Raw genomic sequence first — 15,453 nt, forward strand, 5'->3', positions numbered from 1 at the left:
TTGCAGGTGAGGGGGGGGCGTCCTTATGGGGCTTGTTGAACAAATTGTTTCCCTGCTACTTACTGGACTGACTAATGACAGCCAGATAAAGACACTGTTTAATTATATTTTGCAAACTGGCGATGCACCTCGATTCAGTGAGTTTATTCGTGGGGTCGCTGAACGTTCACCGCAGCATAAGGAGCATTTGATGACGATCGCGGACAGATTGCATGAGGCAGGTTTTCAAAAAGGATGGCTAAAAGGTCTGCAGGAAGGTAAACAAGAAGGTAAACAAGAAGGGCTGATAGAGGGGCAGCGAACTGAGGCGCTCCGTATTGCTTGCACCATGCTGGCAGATGGCATCGATATCAGCACGGTACAAAAAATTACCCGACTTTCCGCTGAGGATATCCAGGGGTTAAGCCACTAGACAGGGGCGAAGCCGGGTATACCGACTTACTCTATCGCCACCTTTACCGCCTCGCCGAGCTTTTGCATGACTTCCCGATGTTTCTCGTCTGGCGGCAACGCACAATTGATGCGTACGCAGTTGCGGTATTTACCGGATGCGGAGAATAGCGAGCCAGGCGCGACCTGGATTTTCAGGCGACAGAGCTGTTTGGCAACGCAGACCATATCGACCTGCTGTGGTAATTCAACCCACAGCATAAAGCCACCTTTCGGCCGGGTGACGCAGATCCCGCAGGGGAAATATTCCCGTACCCAGCAGGTATAGATCTCCATATTCCGCTGGTAGATCTGACGCATGCGGCGAACATGACGATGATAATGCCCCTCGCGCACGAAGGTGGCGGCCGCCAGTTGTGTAGCAGGAACGTTAGTGCCGATGACGGCATATTTCATGTGCAGAAATTTATCATGATAACGACCGGGAATAACCCAACCGACGCGCAATCCCGGCGCCACGGATTTGGTAAATGAGCTGCACAGTAGCACCCGACCGTCGCTGTCCCAGGAATGGATTGTGCGCGGACGTGGATATTCTGTAGCCAGCTCTCCGTACACATCATCTTCAAAAATAACAATATCGTGCTGCTGGGCGAGGGCGAGCACAGCGCGTTTACGCGCATCCGGCATAATAAAGCCGAGCGGGTTGTTGCAGTTAGGAACCAGGATCACCCCTTTAATCGGCCACTGATCCAGCGCCAGTTCCAGCGCTTCAATGCTGATCCCGGCATCCGGATCGGTCGGGATCTCAATAACTTTGATCCCTAATCCACGTAGCAGCTGCATTGTGCCGTAGTAGGCGGGAGATTCAACGGCGACAATATCGCCAGGCTGGCAGACCGTTAGCAGCGCCAGCGACATTCCGCTCTGGCTGCCATTAGTGATCACAATATCATCCGCATTGACGATCGAACCGCCGTCCAGCATGAGCCGGGCAATCTGTTGACGCAATTCCCGACAGCCAGGTAATTCATCGTAGCCCAGAACCGCCTTGAGATTATGCTGCGCCACGCGGCTGAGTTCGCGCCACAGTGGCTTCAGGCTGGGTTGATTGATATCGGGCACGCCACTGCTAAAAGGGATTATCGATTTGTCCGCATGACCTGCCAGCATGTCCAGCACCTGATCCCACTGGGTTATCTCGACCGGACGCTGCACCGGACGCGACATCGGCGGCACCGGCGGTTGTGCTTTTTGTGGCGCGACAAAATAACCGGAACGCGGCTGCGGCGTGATCAGCTGTAGTTGTTCCAGCGTCTGATATGCCTGCTGGACGGTACTGATACTGACCCCATGCTCCTGACTCAGGCTGCGCACCGAAGGCAATTTTTCGCCATGGCGATACAGCCCCTGCTCAATGCGTTCGGCCAGCAGATTGGCCAGATGTTGGTAACGCGTCATGCTGTATCCCTCATGGGTACCATACAGATAAAAAAACCAGTACAGATTGGCGTGAAAAAAGCGATGCAGAACTCTTTTTAACCAATCTGTATGTTAAATAAAAGTACTTTGTGAGTCTGTATTGTTCAGGCCCAAATCCGTGAAGATAAAGCCTCTGGCAAGGCGGGAGGCAAGGTATGGAATTTCATGAGAATAAAGCAAAGCAGCCGTTCATTGGGTTTGTACTGATCTGGCGAGCATACAAAGCATGGCGGCTACGGGCGCAAACGCGGTGTCTGTTGCAACAGATGAGCGATGAGCGGCTGCGTGATGTCGGGCTGCGACGCGATCAGGTGGAGTAATTATTTTCTATCGACAGAGGCTGGGTGTTAGCGCATCCGGCCTCTTTTATATTCACGGTGTTTATCAATTCATGCTTGTTGATAGTCTGTTTCTTGATACTTATCCTGATAAGTATTATTTTCTTCTCAGCGATGAGGAAAAAGAAACATGACTGAAGATGAACTGTTTGCCCGGCGTCCGATGGGGATGCGCATGGCGATGGTGGTACGCCAGTGGCGGGCCATTATTGATGCTGCCATCACCGATACAGGCCTGACGCAATCAAGCTGGACGGTATTGATGCAGCTGTATCAACTGGGAGACAACGTCTCGGTCAGTGAACTGGCCCAGGTGCAGGGCATTGAACTGCCGCCGCTGATGCGCACCCTCACACTACTGGAAAAGCAGGGCTACCTGCTGCGTTCCACATCGCCTTATGACAAACGCATCCGACTGTTAACGCTGACCGCGCAGGGCCGCGCAAGACTGGAAGAACTTAACCGGGTGATTGAGACATACCAGCATCGCGTCACCCGTACCATTCCTGAAGCGGAGCTTGCCGCCTTTAGCACGACGTTAAATCAACTAGCCTGCAATTTGCGGACAATCCGCGAAGAAGACAATCAACACTAAAAAACTATGATGACCCCAGAACAAAAATTTGCCCGTTGGGTAAGGGTGAGTATTGCTGCTTTCCTGGTAATATTCGCCTGGTTTATCGTTGCCGATATCTGGATCCCGCTGACGCCGGACTCCACAGTAATGCGCGTGGTAACGCCTGTTTCCTCACGTGTTTCCGGCTATGTCTCGCAGGTGCATGTACATAACAATAGCCGGGTGAAAAAGGGCGATTTGCTGTACGAACTGGATCCGACGCCGTTTATCAATAAGGTCGAGGCGGCGCTGATTGCTCTTGAGCAGGCGAAGCTGAGCAACCAACAGTTGGATGCGCAGATCGCCTCTGCGCGTGCCAACCTGCGCACCGCGCAATTCAATGCCCGTAACGATAAGACCACCTTTGATCGCTATCAACGCCTGAGCGCCATGCAGAATGTATCGCAATCCGATCTCGACAAGGTGCGCACTGCCTGGCAGACCAGCGAGCAGTCGGTGGCGGCGCTCAACGCCAGTATTCAGAACCTGCTTATCCAGCGTGGCGAGCGCGATGACAAGCGCAACGTGACGCTGCAAAAATACCGTAACGCGCTGGAAGAGGCGCAGTTGAACCTTGGCTGGAGCAAAGTGTATGCAGAAACTGATGGCACGGTAAGCAATCTCCAGCTTAGCCCCGGACTGTACGCCACCGCCGCCACGCCACTGCTGGCGCTGGTCAGCCACCAGACCGATATCGTGGCCGACTTTCGCGAGAAAAGCCTGCGCCACACTCGCGTGGATACCGAGGCCGCCGTGGTGTTCGACGCCATGCCGGGCAAGGTTTTTTCTGCCCGCGTTACCAGCAGCGATGCCGGTATTCTGGCTGGCCAGGAGCAGGTTAACGGCCAGCTGTCGCAGCCGGAACAGTCCACCCGTTGGGTACGCGATGCCCAGCGTATGCGTATTCATGTGGCGCTGAAAGAACCCCTCGACACGCCGTTACCGACCGGGGCGCGCGCCACGGTACAGCTGTATAACAGCGAGGGGATGTTCGCCCGTACCTTTGCCGGGGCGCAAATCCACCTTGTTAGCTGGCTGCATTATGTCTATTAACACGCTGGCCCACGTCTTTACGCCGCACGGGAATATTGTCTACACCGCCAATGATTTTCGCCAGACCCTGCGTATCTCCGTTGCCGGGACAATCGCGCTGAGCATCTCAACCTTCTACAACGTGCAGTACGGCGTGTTCTTTGTGGTTTATCCGCTGATGCTGCTGTCGCTGGTGCCGGTATTCAACCGCCATGTGGCAAAACAGTTTGTGTTCAGCGCGGCAGTAAACTGTGTTGAAATGGTGCTGATTGTCGGCTATCTCTCACAGTGGCCGCTGATCATGACGCTGGTGGTGTTCGGCCTGTACGTGATGCGTTTTCGTTTTATGAGCAAAGGGCCACTGTTTCTGCTCGGTTCGATGGGCGTGGTATGCCAGAGCACGATGCTCAATTTTATGAGCTATCCCACCACCAACTGGCATACGCTGATGTTCTCCAATATGGAGGCCTGCGTCATGGCGGTGGCGCTGAGCGCGCTGCTGCATTATCTGATCCCGGACGTGGAACCCCGCCAGCCGCCGCCGCGCATTGAAAAAGATGCCGCCCGGGTGCGCCACGAGTCGCTGCTTTCCGGCACGGTGGCGACGATGATTTTTGTGGTCTTCCAGATCTGCGATTTGAGTGATTCGCTGTCGGCGCTGATGGCGGGCATTTTGATCCTGTTCCCGATGCACTATCGCGGGGCGGTGATCAGCTCGATCTGGCGTGTGGTCGGCGTGGTGCTGGCCTGTCTGTATATTCTGCTGGTGCAGCTGCTTATCTACGATTTCAGCAACCATATGGTGCTGATGATGCCGCTGATCGGCCTCGGGCTGGCATTCAGCGCCCGCCTGCACGTAATGGAAAAAGTCGGCGCGGGCGTGGGGTTTGCCAGCATCACCACCATCGGCATTATGTTTGGCCAGAACCTGCACCCGGATCAGGACCTGGTATTCAGCGATCTGTACCGCATCACCTCCGTCACCGTCGCGCTGGTGGCAACGCTAACCATGGTATTTCTGGTGCACCGGGTGTTGAACTGCTTTGCCGCGACGCGGTTTGTGATCACCGAGTGAGTGGGGGGGAAGTGCCGGATGGCGGCGTAAACGCCTTATCCGGCCTACAGAAGAAGGTTTGTAGGCCCGGTAAGCGCAGCGCCACCGGGCGTTTTTCAGATTACCTGCTGTTTCACCTTTATCTAATTATTCAGAATATGGTTTATTTGTTCGAGAAATAAAAGCATATAAATTATAAATATTCTGAATTTTAATAATTGTGAACTTATGAACAAATTTAATTCTACGATCATTATATTTTAAACGATGTGTCATTATGAATGGATAAGACAGTGAAATTTATTGTTACCTTCTTTCTATTTATGCTTTCTGGTGCTTCCTGCGCTGCAGAGCATACTGCACCTCAGCTTCTGCAGATGATAAATGAAAAAGGAGCAAATGCTGTTGTACACACACTTTATAATGACAATGAATCAGAATGGTGGAACCATATTATTCCTGAAATTAGCAAAGGTAATAATGACTGGTTAACGCTGGCCAGTGCTCTGGAATCCGGAGTAGATGCCAGTACGGCGGAAGATTTGCAGGGGGCGGTATCTGAAGCCATTCCACATAACCCCGCCGGTGTTCTGGCTATTCTCAACGATAAGAGACCATTGCTGACTATTGAGCAGATATGTGCATTTGCCTCTTTCCCTGAGTCAGAAGAAGAAATGAATAAGCTATTTGTTAACTCCATCAGGGAAATGTATAAGATCAAAACGGCAGAAGGGAAACGGTGTATTGCGGTTATGATCAATACTGTCGAAAATTCTGTTCCATTTAATAAGGCAATTTAAATGGCGAGATCTGAGTTATCGCTTAAGGTTTGAACAAGCGACCCGCAGAAGCCGTGAGGCTGATGATAAATCAGTGCCTGATGGCGCTTCGCTTATCAGGCCCACATGAAATATGCGCAACATATTGATATCGCTATATATGTAGGCCGGGTAAGGCGTAGCCGCCACCCGGCACAAACGCGAATCTATACTTTAGCGCCGTCTGGCATCTTAGAAGTTATCCCTGCTTGCGCGGCTTCGCCGAAATCACGTCGATAAACTCCTGTACCTGCTGTTGCTTACGTGCGGACAGCTTGCACACCCGACGCAGCGACTGCAATAACGCGGGCTCTTCCGGCTCTGGCAGCTTTGTCGTCAGCACAATGCAGCCGGGCATCACTCTGACATCGAATTTGCAGCCGGTGGCGAAACCGGCAGCTTCCAGCCACTGGCCTTTCATAATAATTGCCGGAACATGCGTGTAATCCGGATAACGACTCGCATAAGTCACGGTACCCAGACGATTATTTGCCGGGGAGACTTCTGGATCGCACGGATCTGCAATAGAATGGACGGTAGTCATGATGGCTATTTTCCGAGAATAGTGATTGTGATTAGCGAGGCGCTCGTGTTGCAGCACGGGTGCCTTGCGTTAAATAACACCTGTAAATCTACCCAGTAAATAAAAATAAAGCCAGCTAAAAATAGACAATAATAAAGACGCTACTGGAAATATTGATGAGAGAATTAAAATGACAGGAAATATAATGAAAGCCGGATAAGCAACGCGCCATCCGGCAGTGACATTAATACAGTGTGTTAATATGATGCTGTTTAAAATTCTCCGCCTGCGCCAGCACGCCCATATACACATCATCATTCGCCACCGGTGGGAATTTATGTTTGTGCAGCAGCAGAATCAGTTCCACCTTCAGCTTGGCTTTAATATCATCACGCTTGCTCCAGTCCGGGTACTTTGACGTGTTATCGACCACCGCCTTCATCTCTTTCGCCAGCGCCAGCATCTTGTCGTCTTCATAGGTGAACTGATACTTATCGCGCATATGCGCCAGAATGTCGTAGAAAGCTTTCTCTTCGATATCAATCCCCATTTCGGCATAGGTACCCATTTCGGTTTTAATATCGTAGATAATATCGGTCATCTCCTGGCTGAAAGTATCAAACTCTTCACCGTTGAGGACGTCATCTTCCCGGCGCTCGTTATATTTATCCATAATCGACTGGAAACGGCGGGTGAAGTTGATCCCCTGCAGCTGGTTGATCTTTTTAAAGTCGCTGATGGCTTTTTCCAGCAGCTTTTGCAACAGCTGAATTTTTGTCGCCGGCAGTTTGATCTTATTAATCCGCGCCAGATAATCGTCGTCGAAAATATCGATCGACTCCGCTTTCTTGTCGCCGAGGAAAAACAGCTCTTCCACACCGTCGGCCTTTAACGCATCGGCAATCATCTCACGTACGCGGGCGTTCATCTGCGTCACATCAGGCGCGTCGCCTTTAGTGAGCTTGAAGACGATGGAGCGCACGGCAATATAAAAATGGATATGGTCGCGCTCCGCCTGCGACAGCGCCTCGCTGCCGCAGCAAACGTCATAGGCCGCTTTCAGGCGCTTCACCAGCCCCATAAAGCGGCGCTCTGTCTTCTGAGTACGCATAACAAATTCTGCCGCGTAGTTCAGGCAGGCCAGCTGCGCCTGTGGCTCGCCGCTGAAATAAGCGCGGCTGTCGAATTCATGGAACAGCTTCGCCAGCAGATCGAGATGGTTTTTCACCTCAATCACCGACTGCTGAATATCTTCAAAGTTGGTAGCATCGATGCGCGAATACATCGCCAGCGCCTGGTTCATCTGACGCTTAATGCCGATATAGTCGACGACCAGCCCTTTGCTTTTGCCTTCCAGCTTGCGGTTGACGCGGGAGATGGTCTGGATCAGGTTGTGCTTTTGCAGCGGCTTATCGATATAAATGGTGTCCAGCTCCGGCACATCAAAACCGGTCAACCACATGTCCACCACGATGGCGATTTTGAAATTCGACTTCGCGTTTTTGAATTGTTTATCCAGCTCTTTGCGGTACTCTTTACTGCCCAGCAGGTGGTACAGTTTCGCGTCATCATCTTTGCCGCGGGTCATCACCATTTTGACCATTTCGGACGGCGGCAGCTCTTTTTGTTCTTGCTCAGTAAGCTCAACCCCATCGGGGGCCTGTTTTACTTCAAACCATGCCGGACGGAAGTCTTTCAAATGACGATAGAAATCCCAGGCAATCTCCCGGCTGGCGCAGACAAACATCGCCTTGCCTTTTACTGTGGAGCCTTCAGCGACACGTTTTTCATAGTGTTTAGCAAAGTCTTCCGCCAGCGCTTTCAGGCGGTCTTCATCACCGAGAATGGCGTTCATGGTGGCGCTGGCTTTTTTGCTCTCGTCGATTTGCCACTCGTTGGTACCGGCGTCAGCGCACTCTGCGTAGTACTTTTCCACCTCTTCCAGCTTACCGGCATCAAGGATGACCTTCGCGGCGCGGCCTTCGTAGACAATGCGTACGGTGATCTCATCCTGCACGGATTCGGTCATGGTGTAGCTGTCGATGATGTTGCCAAAGACTTCCATCGTGGCGTCGATAGGGGTGCCGGTAAAACCAACGTAGGTGGCCTGTGGCAGCGAGTCGTGCAGATATTTGGCGAAGCCGTAAGTTTTGCGCACCTTGCCGTTTTCTTTATCGACGATCACTTTCTGATCGAGGTTGACCTGGCTGCGGTGCGCTTCATCGGAAATACAGATGATATTGCTGCGCTCGGAGAGCAGCTCGGTGTCTTCGGTAAATTTATGGATAGTGGTCAGAAAGACGCCACCGCTGTTGCGACCGGCTAGTTTTTCCCGCAGATCGTCGCGGCTGGTGACGGGCACCACGGTGTCGTCGCCAATATAGTTTTTGGCATTGCACATCTGCGCCGAGAGTTGATCGTCCAGATCGGTACGGTCGGTGATCAGCACGATCGTCGGGCTGGCGAACTCGACACTCTTCATCAGCAGGCGGGTTAAGAACTGCATGGTGTAGCTCTTGCCGCAGCCGGTTGCGCCAAAGTAGGTGCCGCCCTTGCCGTCGCCGAAAGGTTTACGCGCCCGTTCGATGCTGTAGTACAGCTTGCGCGCCGCATAGTACTGTGGGTAGCGGCAGCAGATTTTTACTTCGTGTTTGGCTTTATCCGGGAAGCAGATAAAGTTTTTGATCACGTCCAGCAGGCGGACCGGGTGAAACAGCCCCTGAATCATCGAGTGCAGGGAAGGGATGCCGTCCTGCTCGCGGTTTTCATTGCCGGTGACTTTGCGCCACGAGTAGAAATACTCGTACGGCGCAAACAGGTTACCCATGCGGTTATTGACCCCATCGCTGATAATGCACAGCGCGTTATAGACAAACAGCTGCGGAATATCGCGGCGATAGCGGGTGCAGAGCTGTTTATACGCATCGCCAATATTGGCTTCCTGCTCGCGCACTGCGCTTTTAAATTCAAACACCACTAACGGCAGGCCGTTGATATACAAAATCGCATCCGGAATGCGCGGCTGGTTTTCTTTGCCGGTGATGGTCAGCTGATTAACGATTTTTACCCGGTTCAGCGGCTGGGTAAGATGATAACTTGCCGATGTTTCCGCGGCCTGTTGCAGCGGAACCTCTTCGGTATCGAACAGTTCGCGCAGCGCGGCGGGCAGATGCCGGGTGTCGAGCAGTTCGATATAGAGATCTTTCTGCTGGCGATCGTCACGTTTGAACAGGAAACCGTTGGCCAGCCAGGCACAGAAGGTTTTGTTGCTTTCATAGAGATCGGAGGCGGGCAGGGTGGTGAACTGTTTGATCAGCCGCTGGATTTCCGCTTCGGTGATGCCGTCGGCCTGATAGCGCGCGGCGAGGTAGTAGCGAAGATCGTCTTCGATAATTACCTGATCGAGGCTGGAACGTGGTACATCATCGCCGATCAGGTGCTGATAGCCCTGTTCCTGTAGCAGTTCGATAATGGTTTGTTCTAACTTCGCTTCACTGAATGTGAGATGCATATCTCGCTCCGGCCCTGGCTGATTTTCTGGTAAGGGTTCCTGTAACAGAGAAAACCTTACCAGAAAGCCCCTGATTTTTCAGGGGCAAAATGCGTTATGCGGGTTCGGTTTGGGTTACTAAATCTGGCAGATCCTCCAGGGACAGCTCGCCGGAGATAAGTTTGGGGAGCAGGGTGTCACGGAGGGCGGTTAGATTCTCAGTCTCATTATGGTTTGAATCTATTTTAAACTGGATTGCCTGAATTATATTTGTAAATTTGGCAATGATGGGTTGGGTCGGTGTAACGACCTCAAGACGATAAGCATTGTTTCTGTTCAACCCAGGGACAGCAGCATCGGTATTCATATTTTCTAATCCCAGTGTCTTCAATAGTTGATAGCAGTAAACAAGGGGAAAATATTCTTTTGGTTTTACGAAAAACACCGTATCGATGGGGTAAAAATCTTTGTTTTCCCAATGTAGTGAACCAACAGTACCTTTCCTTCCAACAATAATTCCAGGCCCTTTAACAAGATACTCATTATGGGTTCCATCCACACCACCAGAACCATAAACAGGATAATCACCGTTGGTTCTTTCTGTCTTTTTAAGTGCTTTTCCGTAAGCCAACTCTAAAATATTTTCCAGCCGATTCGTCACCCAACCTTTTGGTGCGTAGGTCAACTCTGTTTCTTCAAATTCAGCCGGGAACAGAGCACGAATGTCTGCCGGAAGTGGTTTGAAATCTGCACTATTGCGTACTTTTTGACGCAGCTCAGCGCGAGATTGCAGCGCTTCCGGGATTGGGTTTCCCGCATCCAGCGCGTTATCAATCACCGGGTCAAAATCCACAAACCAGGATTTGAACAGGGTTTGGGACATTTGTTCGAGGGTTTGGTTGATTTTATTATTACTTTCTATCTTTTTATCAAAGCTATCTAATACATTTGCAATAGATTTTTGTGCATATACAGGAGGTTTGGGAACTTGTAAGTCCTCAATCATTCCTTTTGTTAAGGCATTTCTCGTTGCACCAGCACTAGCAAGTGTTAACAGCAGGGTTTGTTGGTGGGGGCTTGATAAAAAATATCTAAGGAAACGGGGGTCAAATGCATCATTTTTAGGGCGAATTATAGCGACATGTTGGTTAACTCGAGCAGGTAGAAAAGCTCCTGGGGCGATACATACGCGAGCAACGGAGTCGCCAGTGATGTTTAATAAAACATCATTTTCCTGAACATTTACATTTTTAAGTTTAAATGCTGCTTCATCAGTAATAAAAACTAGCCCATTAGTATTAAAACCATTGTTATAAACATTCTGGCTGCGAATAAAATACGTATTGCCGGTATCAGTGTAAACACTATTACCGCCTTTAGGGGTAGCTCCACTACCAATCTTAATACAGTAGTCACCAAGACGAACGGTTTTCCACTTACTCCCCATAACCCAACGCCTCCAGGTTCTGGCGAATCGCGTTATCCAGTTCTTCCGCCTGCTTCATCTGCGCAAACAACGTCTGCGACAACTCACGCATTTTAGTTTCAAATGCCACGCCGTCATCTTCCTGCTCGGCGGCACCGACGTAGCGGCCCGGCGTCAGCACATAGTCGTTAGCCTTGATCTCTTCAATAGTCGCGACCGTGCAGAATCCAGACTGGTCTTCGTATTGCGCCAGTTTGCTGTCGCCGCGTTTCACGCGCTCGGCCAGCTCTTCTGGCGTGCTGCGCCAGGCATGGTAGGTATCGGCGATGGTGGCGATATCATCCGCCGTCAGCTCTTTGGTGGTGCGGTTCATCATGGTGCCAAGATTACGCGCATCGATAAACAGCGTTTCGCCCTGACGGTTGCGATAGCCTTTGGCCGGATCGGCTGCCTTCGACTTGGTCATAAACCACAGGCACACCGGGATCTGGGTGGTGAAGAATAGCTGGCCAGGAAGGGCAATCATGCAGTCGATCAGATCGTTTTCGATCATCTGTGCGCGGATCTCGCCCTCGCCGCTGGTGTTGGAACTCATCGATCCGTTCGCCAGCACAAAACCGGCGGTGCCGTTGGCCGACAGCTTGGAGAGCATATGCAAAATCCAGCCGTAGTTGGCGTTACCGGTTGGCGGCGTGCGGTAGCCGGCAAAGCGCGGGTCTTTGGTCAGTTCGGCATCGTTGCGCCAGTCTTTCAGGTTAAACGGCGGGTTGGCCAGAATATAGTCGGCTTTCAGGTCCGGGTGCTGATCGCTGAAGAAGGTGTCCGCCGGGCGTTCGCCGATGTTGGCGGAGAGGCCGCGAATCGCAAGGTTCATCTTCGCCAGCTTGTAAGTGGTGGCCGTCAGCTCCTGACCGTACAGGGCGATATCGCGGCTTTTCCCCTGATGGCTTTCGACAAATTTCACCGACTGGACAAACATCCCCGCCGAGCCACAGCAGGGGTCATAAATTTTGCCCTGGAACGGTTCGAGCATTTCGGTCAGCAGCGTCACCACGCATTTTGGCGTATAGAACTCGCCGCCGCCTTTGCCTTCGGTGGCGGCAAACTTGCCGAGGAAGTATTCGTACACGCGACCGACCAGGTCTTCTTTCGACAGCGCTTCGACGTCGGTTTCGTGGGCCAGCGTTTCGATGTTATCGATGGTGTCGATAAGCGACGCCAGCTTCTTGGTTTCCAGATTCTGGCGGCTGAAGTAGTTGTCCGGCAGCGCGCCTTTCAGCGTTGGGTTGCGCTTCTCAATGGTGGAGAGGGCAGTATCAATCCGTACGGCAATATCATCCTGCTTGGCGTGCTGCTTGATGAACGACCAGCGCGCCTCTTCCGGCAGATAGAAGATGTTGTCCTGCTGATAGAAGACTTCCATCTCAAGGAAATCGCCCTGTCCCTCGTCTTTCATCTTCTGACGGCGGGCTTCAAACTTATCGCTGATAAATTTCAGAAACACGAGGCTCAGCACCACGTGCTTGTATTCGGAGGATTCAACGCTGCCGCGAAGCTGGTTCGCGGTATCCCACAATGTGTCTTCAAAGCCTTTCTTTGCTTTGGCTTTTTTGGTTGGTGCTTTGGCCATGATGAACTCGTTCTGGAAAAATTTGGCCGCTATTGTAGCGATAAAAGCGGCCAAATTCGCCCTTTAGTCTATTTCCAGCTCGTCGAATAATTGTAAGTCCACGTCCAGCAACTCCACCGCATTGCTGCGTCGAATCCCAACGTTATTTTCTATCAACATTTCCAGCAGGCGATCGCCGTCAATCAGCGTGATAGGGGCGGCCCCCGGAAACAGCGCTGCTTCCGCGCATTTAGCAGCAAACTTGCCGGTGGTGATCAGCGTGCCGCGAATGGCTTTGTGATAAGGCAGTGCGCCGCGCAGTTGATCGATATACGGGCGGGTAATGGTGTTCTGCATCCGCTTCACCTGCACCACTTCGGTAATGGTGGTGATGCCCACCTGCACCTTACCAATCACATCCACGCCTTTATCGCCAGAGGCTTTGGTGACCTCGACCTCTTCATAGCCCATCGCTTCAAGAAGCTGCGCCACAAGATGCTCGAACTTGTAGGGGTTCATGGTGGAAAGCTGTTCGCGTAGTACCTCTTTTTGCTGCTCGTTGTAGCGTTTTACCGCATCGAGCAGCGCCTTACGCGGGTCCGCCTTTTTGGTTGGCAGCGCTTGTGTCAGCCACTGGCGACCTGCGTCAGTAATGCGGTAGCTCATTCCTTCTCTGGTCGCCAGCTGGCGGTCAATCAGGTTATACAGGCGCGAGTAGAGCGTGCTTTTTGCCGAGCGGTCGGAGGCAAATTTAGAATGCTGATGCAAAAACGCCAGCCATTCTGGTAGCAGATCCCCACGGCGCGACATTTCACGACCGGCAAGCAGTTCCAGCAGTTGTATCAGCCCTTCCTGGTCGTCCAGCCAGCGCAGCGTTTCGTCGTCGTCTTGCAGAAAACGTTCGCCGCGAGCGGTCGGTGCCCAGATGTCATCGGCGGTGCTTGCCATCAGATCAAACAGCGGGTAGTTGAGGAACAGGTAGCAGCCGTAGCTGTGGCGTGGGTTCAGAATATGATTGTCGGTTTGCCAGATACGTAGCGCAATTTCGGCATCTTCGCCGCTTAAGCGCTCGTTGATCCATAAATCAGGTTCTGACCAGTCGACCGGGTTTTGCGGGGTACCGGTTTGTTCAAAGATGGCGGTAATCATGCTGCGTACCGATTTCAGGGAATAGCCTGAAATGGCTTTCATCATCGCTTTAACCTGGGCGTAGGTCGGAAAAAGCGGGGTAATCACTTTGTAATTTTTCACGTTGATCCCTTAACGAGTGCAATGACAATAGCTTGCCATACCAGGTGAAAAATTCCATGGGGTGAATCATTTATCGGAATGAAAACGGCCAGTGCCGGATGGCGGCTGCGCCTTATCCGGCCTACAAGGAGCGGGATTTCCGGGCCCGGTCACATCGCGTCACCGGGCAATTCAGCAGAGGATTACTTCTTCAACCCCGCAAACGCGGCTCTGATCTCGTCTTCCGGCAGGTTAATGCCGATAAACACCAGCAGGCTGTGCGGTTGTTCGTCGCCCCACGGGCGGTCCCAGTCGGCGCTGTACAGGCGCTGGACGCCCTGGAACAGCAGGCGGTTTGGCTCGCCTTCAATCCACAGCATGCCTTTATAGCGCAGCAGCTTCTCGGCGGATTCCAGCAGCAGGTTTTCCATTACGCGCGACACATCGCTGATGTTCACCGGATAATCCAGTTCGACGACGATCGAGGAAATATCGTTTTGCTTGTCAGCGATAAAGTGGAAGCGCGGTTTGGCGCTGACCACGTTCTCTTCCAGCATAAAACCGTTGGTATCGAACAGCAGCGAAAGGTCGATATCGCCATGCGTCACGGTGTAAATCGGCGCACGGGCGTTGATGCGCGCCAGGCGCTCACGCAGTTTCTCGCTAACACCAGCGACGTCGGTTTTGGTCAGCAGGATGCGGTCAGCATAGCCGACCTGCGACTGGGCGATGGTGAACTGGTTCATCTGATCGTCAGCATGCACCGCGTCAACCAGCGCAATCACGCCGTCCAGCAGGTAGCGTTCGCAAATCACGTCATGGGAGAAAAAGGTCTGGATAATCGGGCCGGGGTCGGCCATGCCGGTGCACTCGATCACCAGACGGTCAAAATTGATAGTGCCTTTGTCGAGGTTGTCGAGCAGGTCTAACAAGGCATCTTCCAGCTCACTGGAGCGGGTACAGCAAATGCAGCCGTTGGTCAGGGTCTTAATCTGCGTGGCGCGGTCGCCGATCAACTGATCGTCCACTGAGACTTCGCCGAATTCATTTTCGATAACGGCAATCTTGTAACCGTGCTGCTCGTTGAGAATATGGCGTAGCAGGGTGGTTTTACCCGCGCCAAGAAAACCGGTGAGTAGGGTAACTGCAATCGGGGTCATTCACTTCTCCTTCTAACAGCAACTGCTTCCGCCGCTACCGTAGCGGGCTTCCTGGCGCTCGCGGAAGAATTCTTCGTAGGTCATGTACGGCTTATCGGGATGGTTGGTCTTCATGTGCTCGACGTAGTTGTCGTAGTCCGGAATGCCAATCAGCATCTTCGCCGCCTGACCGAGATACTTTTTTGCCTGACCTAAAGTACCAAACATAAAACGCCCCGGATATATGTTGAGCTCGTAGATGCAGGCTATTTCACTTGCCACTTTGACCGCGGGCAGTGCTCGCAA

General features: G+C 52.2%; 13 protein-coding genes and 1 pseudogene. 6 read left to right on the plus strand and 8 right to left on the minus strand.

The genetic code is table 11. From position 1 onward, the window contains the following. Positions 1-22 precede the first annotated feature (22 nt). Positions 23-412 (plus strand): annotated as a pseudogene (locus OGV69_RS09845) (Rpn/YhgA-type helix-turn-helix domain-containing protein); the annotation flags it as partial. Between the two features lie 26 nt (positions 413-438). Here the strand turns inward: OGV69_RS09845 and OGV69_RS09850 are convergent. Further along, positions 439-1,851, minus strand: a complete 1,413-nt coding sequence (locus OGV69_RS09850; protein ID WP_069324124.1) for an aminotransferase-like domain-containing protein — start codon at positions 1,849-1,851, stop codon at positions 439-441. Between the two features lie 176 nt (positions 1,852-2,027). On the opposite strand from OGV69_RS09850, the gene OGV69_RS09855 reads away from it, so the two are divergent. From OGV69_RS09855 to OGV69_RS09875, 5 genes are all read left to right on the plus strand, one after another. Then, complete coding sequence (locus OGV69_RS09855) at positions 2,028-2,192, plus strand: DUF1127 domain-containing protein (RefSeq protein WP_069324123.1); 165 nt, start codon at positions 2,028-2,030, stop codon at positions 2,190-2,192. Positions 2,193-2,340: 148 nt separating this feature from the next. Continuing rightward, the gene (locus OGV69_RS09860) at positions 2,341-2,805 is read left to right on the plus strand and encodes a MarR family winged helix-turn-helix transcriptional regulator (protein WP_069324122.1); all 465 of its coding nucleotides are present in this window, start codon (positions 2,341-2,343) and stop codon (positions 2,803-2,805) included. A gap of 6 nt (positions 2,806-2,811) precedes the next feature. Then, on the plus strand, positions 2,812-3,879 hold the full coding sequence (locus OGV69_RS09865; RefSeq protein ID WP_069324121.1) for an HlyD family secretion protein: 1,068 nt from the start codon (positions 2,812-2,814) through the stop codon (positions 3,877-3,879). Continuing rightward, a complete protein-coding gene (locus OGV69_RS09870) occupies positions 3,869-4,933 on the plus strand; it encodes a DUF2955 domain-containing protein (protein ID WP_069324120.1) in 1,065 nt (354 codons plus the stop codon). The genes OGV69_RS09865 and OGV69_RS09870 overlap by 11 nt, the downstream gene beginning before the upstream one ends. Before the next feature lie 272 nt (positions 4,934-5,205). Next, positions 5,206-5,712 carry a hypothetical protein gene (locus OGV69_RS09875; RefSeq protein ID WP_069324119.1) on the plus strand — a complete coding sequence of 169 codons (507 nt, stop codon included), beginning with the start codon at positions 5,206-5,208 and terminating at the stop codon, positions 5,710-5,712. A gap of 217 nt (positions 5,713-5,929) precedes the next feature. On the opposite strand, the gene symE is transcribed toward OGV69_RS09875, so the two are convergent. The 7 genes from symE to OGV69_RS09910 form a co-directional block, all read right to left on the minus strand. After that, positions 5,930-6,274: an endoribonuclease SymE gene (symE, locus tag OGV69_RS09880; RefSeq protein WP_069324118.1), complete on the minus strand. Its 345-nt coding sequence runs from the start codon at positions 6,272-6,274 to the stop codon at positions 5,930-5,932. 223 nt (positions 6,275-6,497) lie between these two features. Then, entirely contained in the window at positions 6,498-9,764 is a 3,267-nt protein-coding gene (locus OGV69_RS09885) for a type I restriction endonuclease subunit R (RefSeq protein ID WP_069324117.1), read from the minus strand. Positions 9,765-9,858: 94 nt separating this feature from the next. Then, entirely contained in the window at positions 9,859-11,190 is a 1,332-nt protein-coding gene (locus tag OGV69_RS09890) for a restriction endonuclease subunit S (protein WP_069324116.1), read from the minus strand. Further along, a complete protein-coding gene (locus OGV69_RS09895; protein ID WP_069324160.1) occupies positions 11,180-12,799 on the minus strand; it encodes a type I restriction-modification system subunit M in 1,620 nt (539 codons plus the stop codon). The genes OGV69_RS09890 and OGV69_RS09895 overlap by 11 nt, the downstream gene beginning before the upstream one ends. A 63-nt stretch (positions 12,800-12,862) precedes the next feature. After that, positions 12,863-14,029 carry a restriction endonuclease gene (locus OGV69_RS09900; protein WP_069324115.1) on the minus strand — a complete coding sequence of 389 codons (1,167 nt, stop codon included), beginning with the start codon at positions 14,027-14,029 and terminating at the stop codon, positions 12,863-12,865. Positions 14,030-14,211: 182 nt separating this feature from the next. Beyond that, positions 14,212-15,168 carry a GTPase gene (yjiA, locus tag OGV69_RS09905; RefSeq protein WP_069324114.1) on the minus strand — a complete coding sequence of 319 codons (957 nt, stop codon included), beginning with the start codon at positions 15,166-15,168 and terminating at the stop codon, positions 14,212-14,214. Between the two features lie 12 nt (positions 15,169-15,180). Next, complete coding sequence (locus OGV69_RS09910) at positions 15,181-15,375, minus strand: YbdD/YjiX family protein (protein ID WP_003830038.1); 195 nt, start codon at positions 15,373-15,375, stop codon at positions 15,181-15,183. Positions 15,376-15,453 lie beyond the last annotated feature (78 nt).

This window comes from Citrobacter sp. Cc139, from assembly GCF_030334645.1.
In the GTDB taxonomy this organism is placed as follows: Bacteria; Pseudomonadota; Gammaproteobacteria; order Enterobacterales; family Enterobacteriaceae; genus Citrobacter; species Citrobacter werkmanii.

Excerpts from the sequence above, each read along its gene's own strand:
- symE (WP_069324118.1), bottom strand. The coding sequence starts at position 6,274 with ATGACTACCGTCCATTCTATTGCAGATCCGTGCGATCCAGAAGTCTCC.
- OGV69_RS09895 (WP_069324160.1), bottom strand. The coding sequence starts at position 12,799 with ATGGCCAAAGCACCAACCAAAAAAGCCAAAGCAAAGAAAGGCTTTGAA.
- OGV69_RS09885 (WP_069324117.1), bottom strand. The coding sequence starts at position 9,764 with ATGCATCTCACATTCAGTGAAGCGAAGTTAGAACAAACCATTATCGAA.
- OGV69_RS09855 (WP_069324123.1), top strand. The coding sequence starts at position 2,028 with ATGGAATTTCATGAGAATAAAGCAAAGCAGCCGTTCATTGGGTTTGTA.
- OGV69_RS09850 (WP_069324124.1), bottom strand. The coding sequence starts at position 1,851 with ATGACGCGTTACCAACATCTGGCCAATCTGCTGGCCGAACGCATTGAG.
- OGV69_RS09870 (WP_069324120.1), top strand. The coding sequence starts at position 3,869 with ATGTCTATTAACACGCTGGCCCACGTCTTTACGCCGCACGGGAATATT.
- OGV69_RS09890 (WP_069324116.1), bottom strand. The coding sequence starts at position 11,190 with ATGGGGAGTAAGTGGAAAACCGTTCGTCTTGGTGACTACTGTATTAAG.
- OGV69_RS09865 (WP_069324121.1), top strand. The coding sequence starts at position 2,812 with ATGATGACCCCAGAACAAAAATTTGCCCGTTGGGTAAGGGTGAGTATT.
- OGV69_RS09910 (WP_003830038.1), bottom strand. The coding sequence starts at position 15,375 with ATGTTTGGTACTTTAGGTCAGGCAAAAAAGTATCTCGGTCAGGCGGCG.
- OGV69_RS09860 (WP_069324122.1), top strand. The coding sequence starts at position 2,341 with ATGACTGAAGATGAACTGTTTGCCCGGCGTCCGATGGGGATGCGCATG.
- yjiA (WP_069324114.1), bottom strand. The coding sequence starts at position 15,168 with ATGACCCCGATTGCAGTTACCCTACTCACCGGTTTTCTTGGCGCGGGT.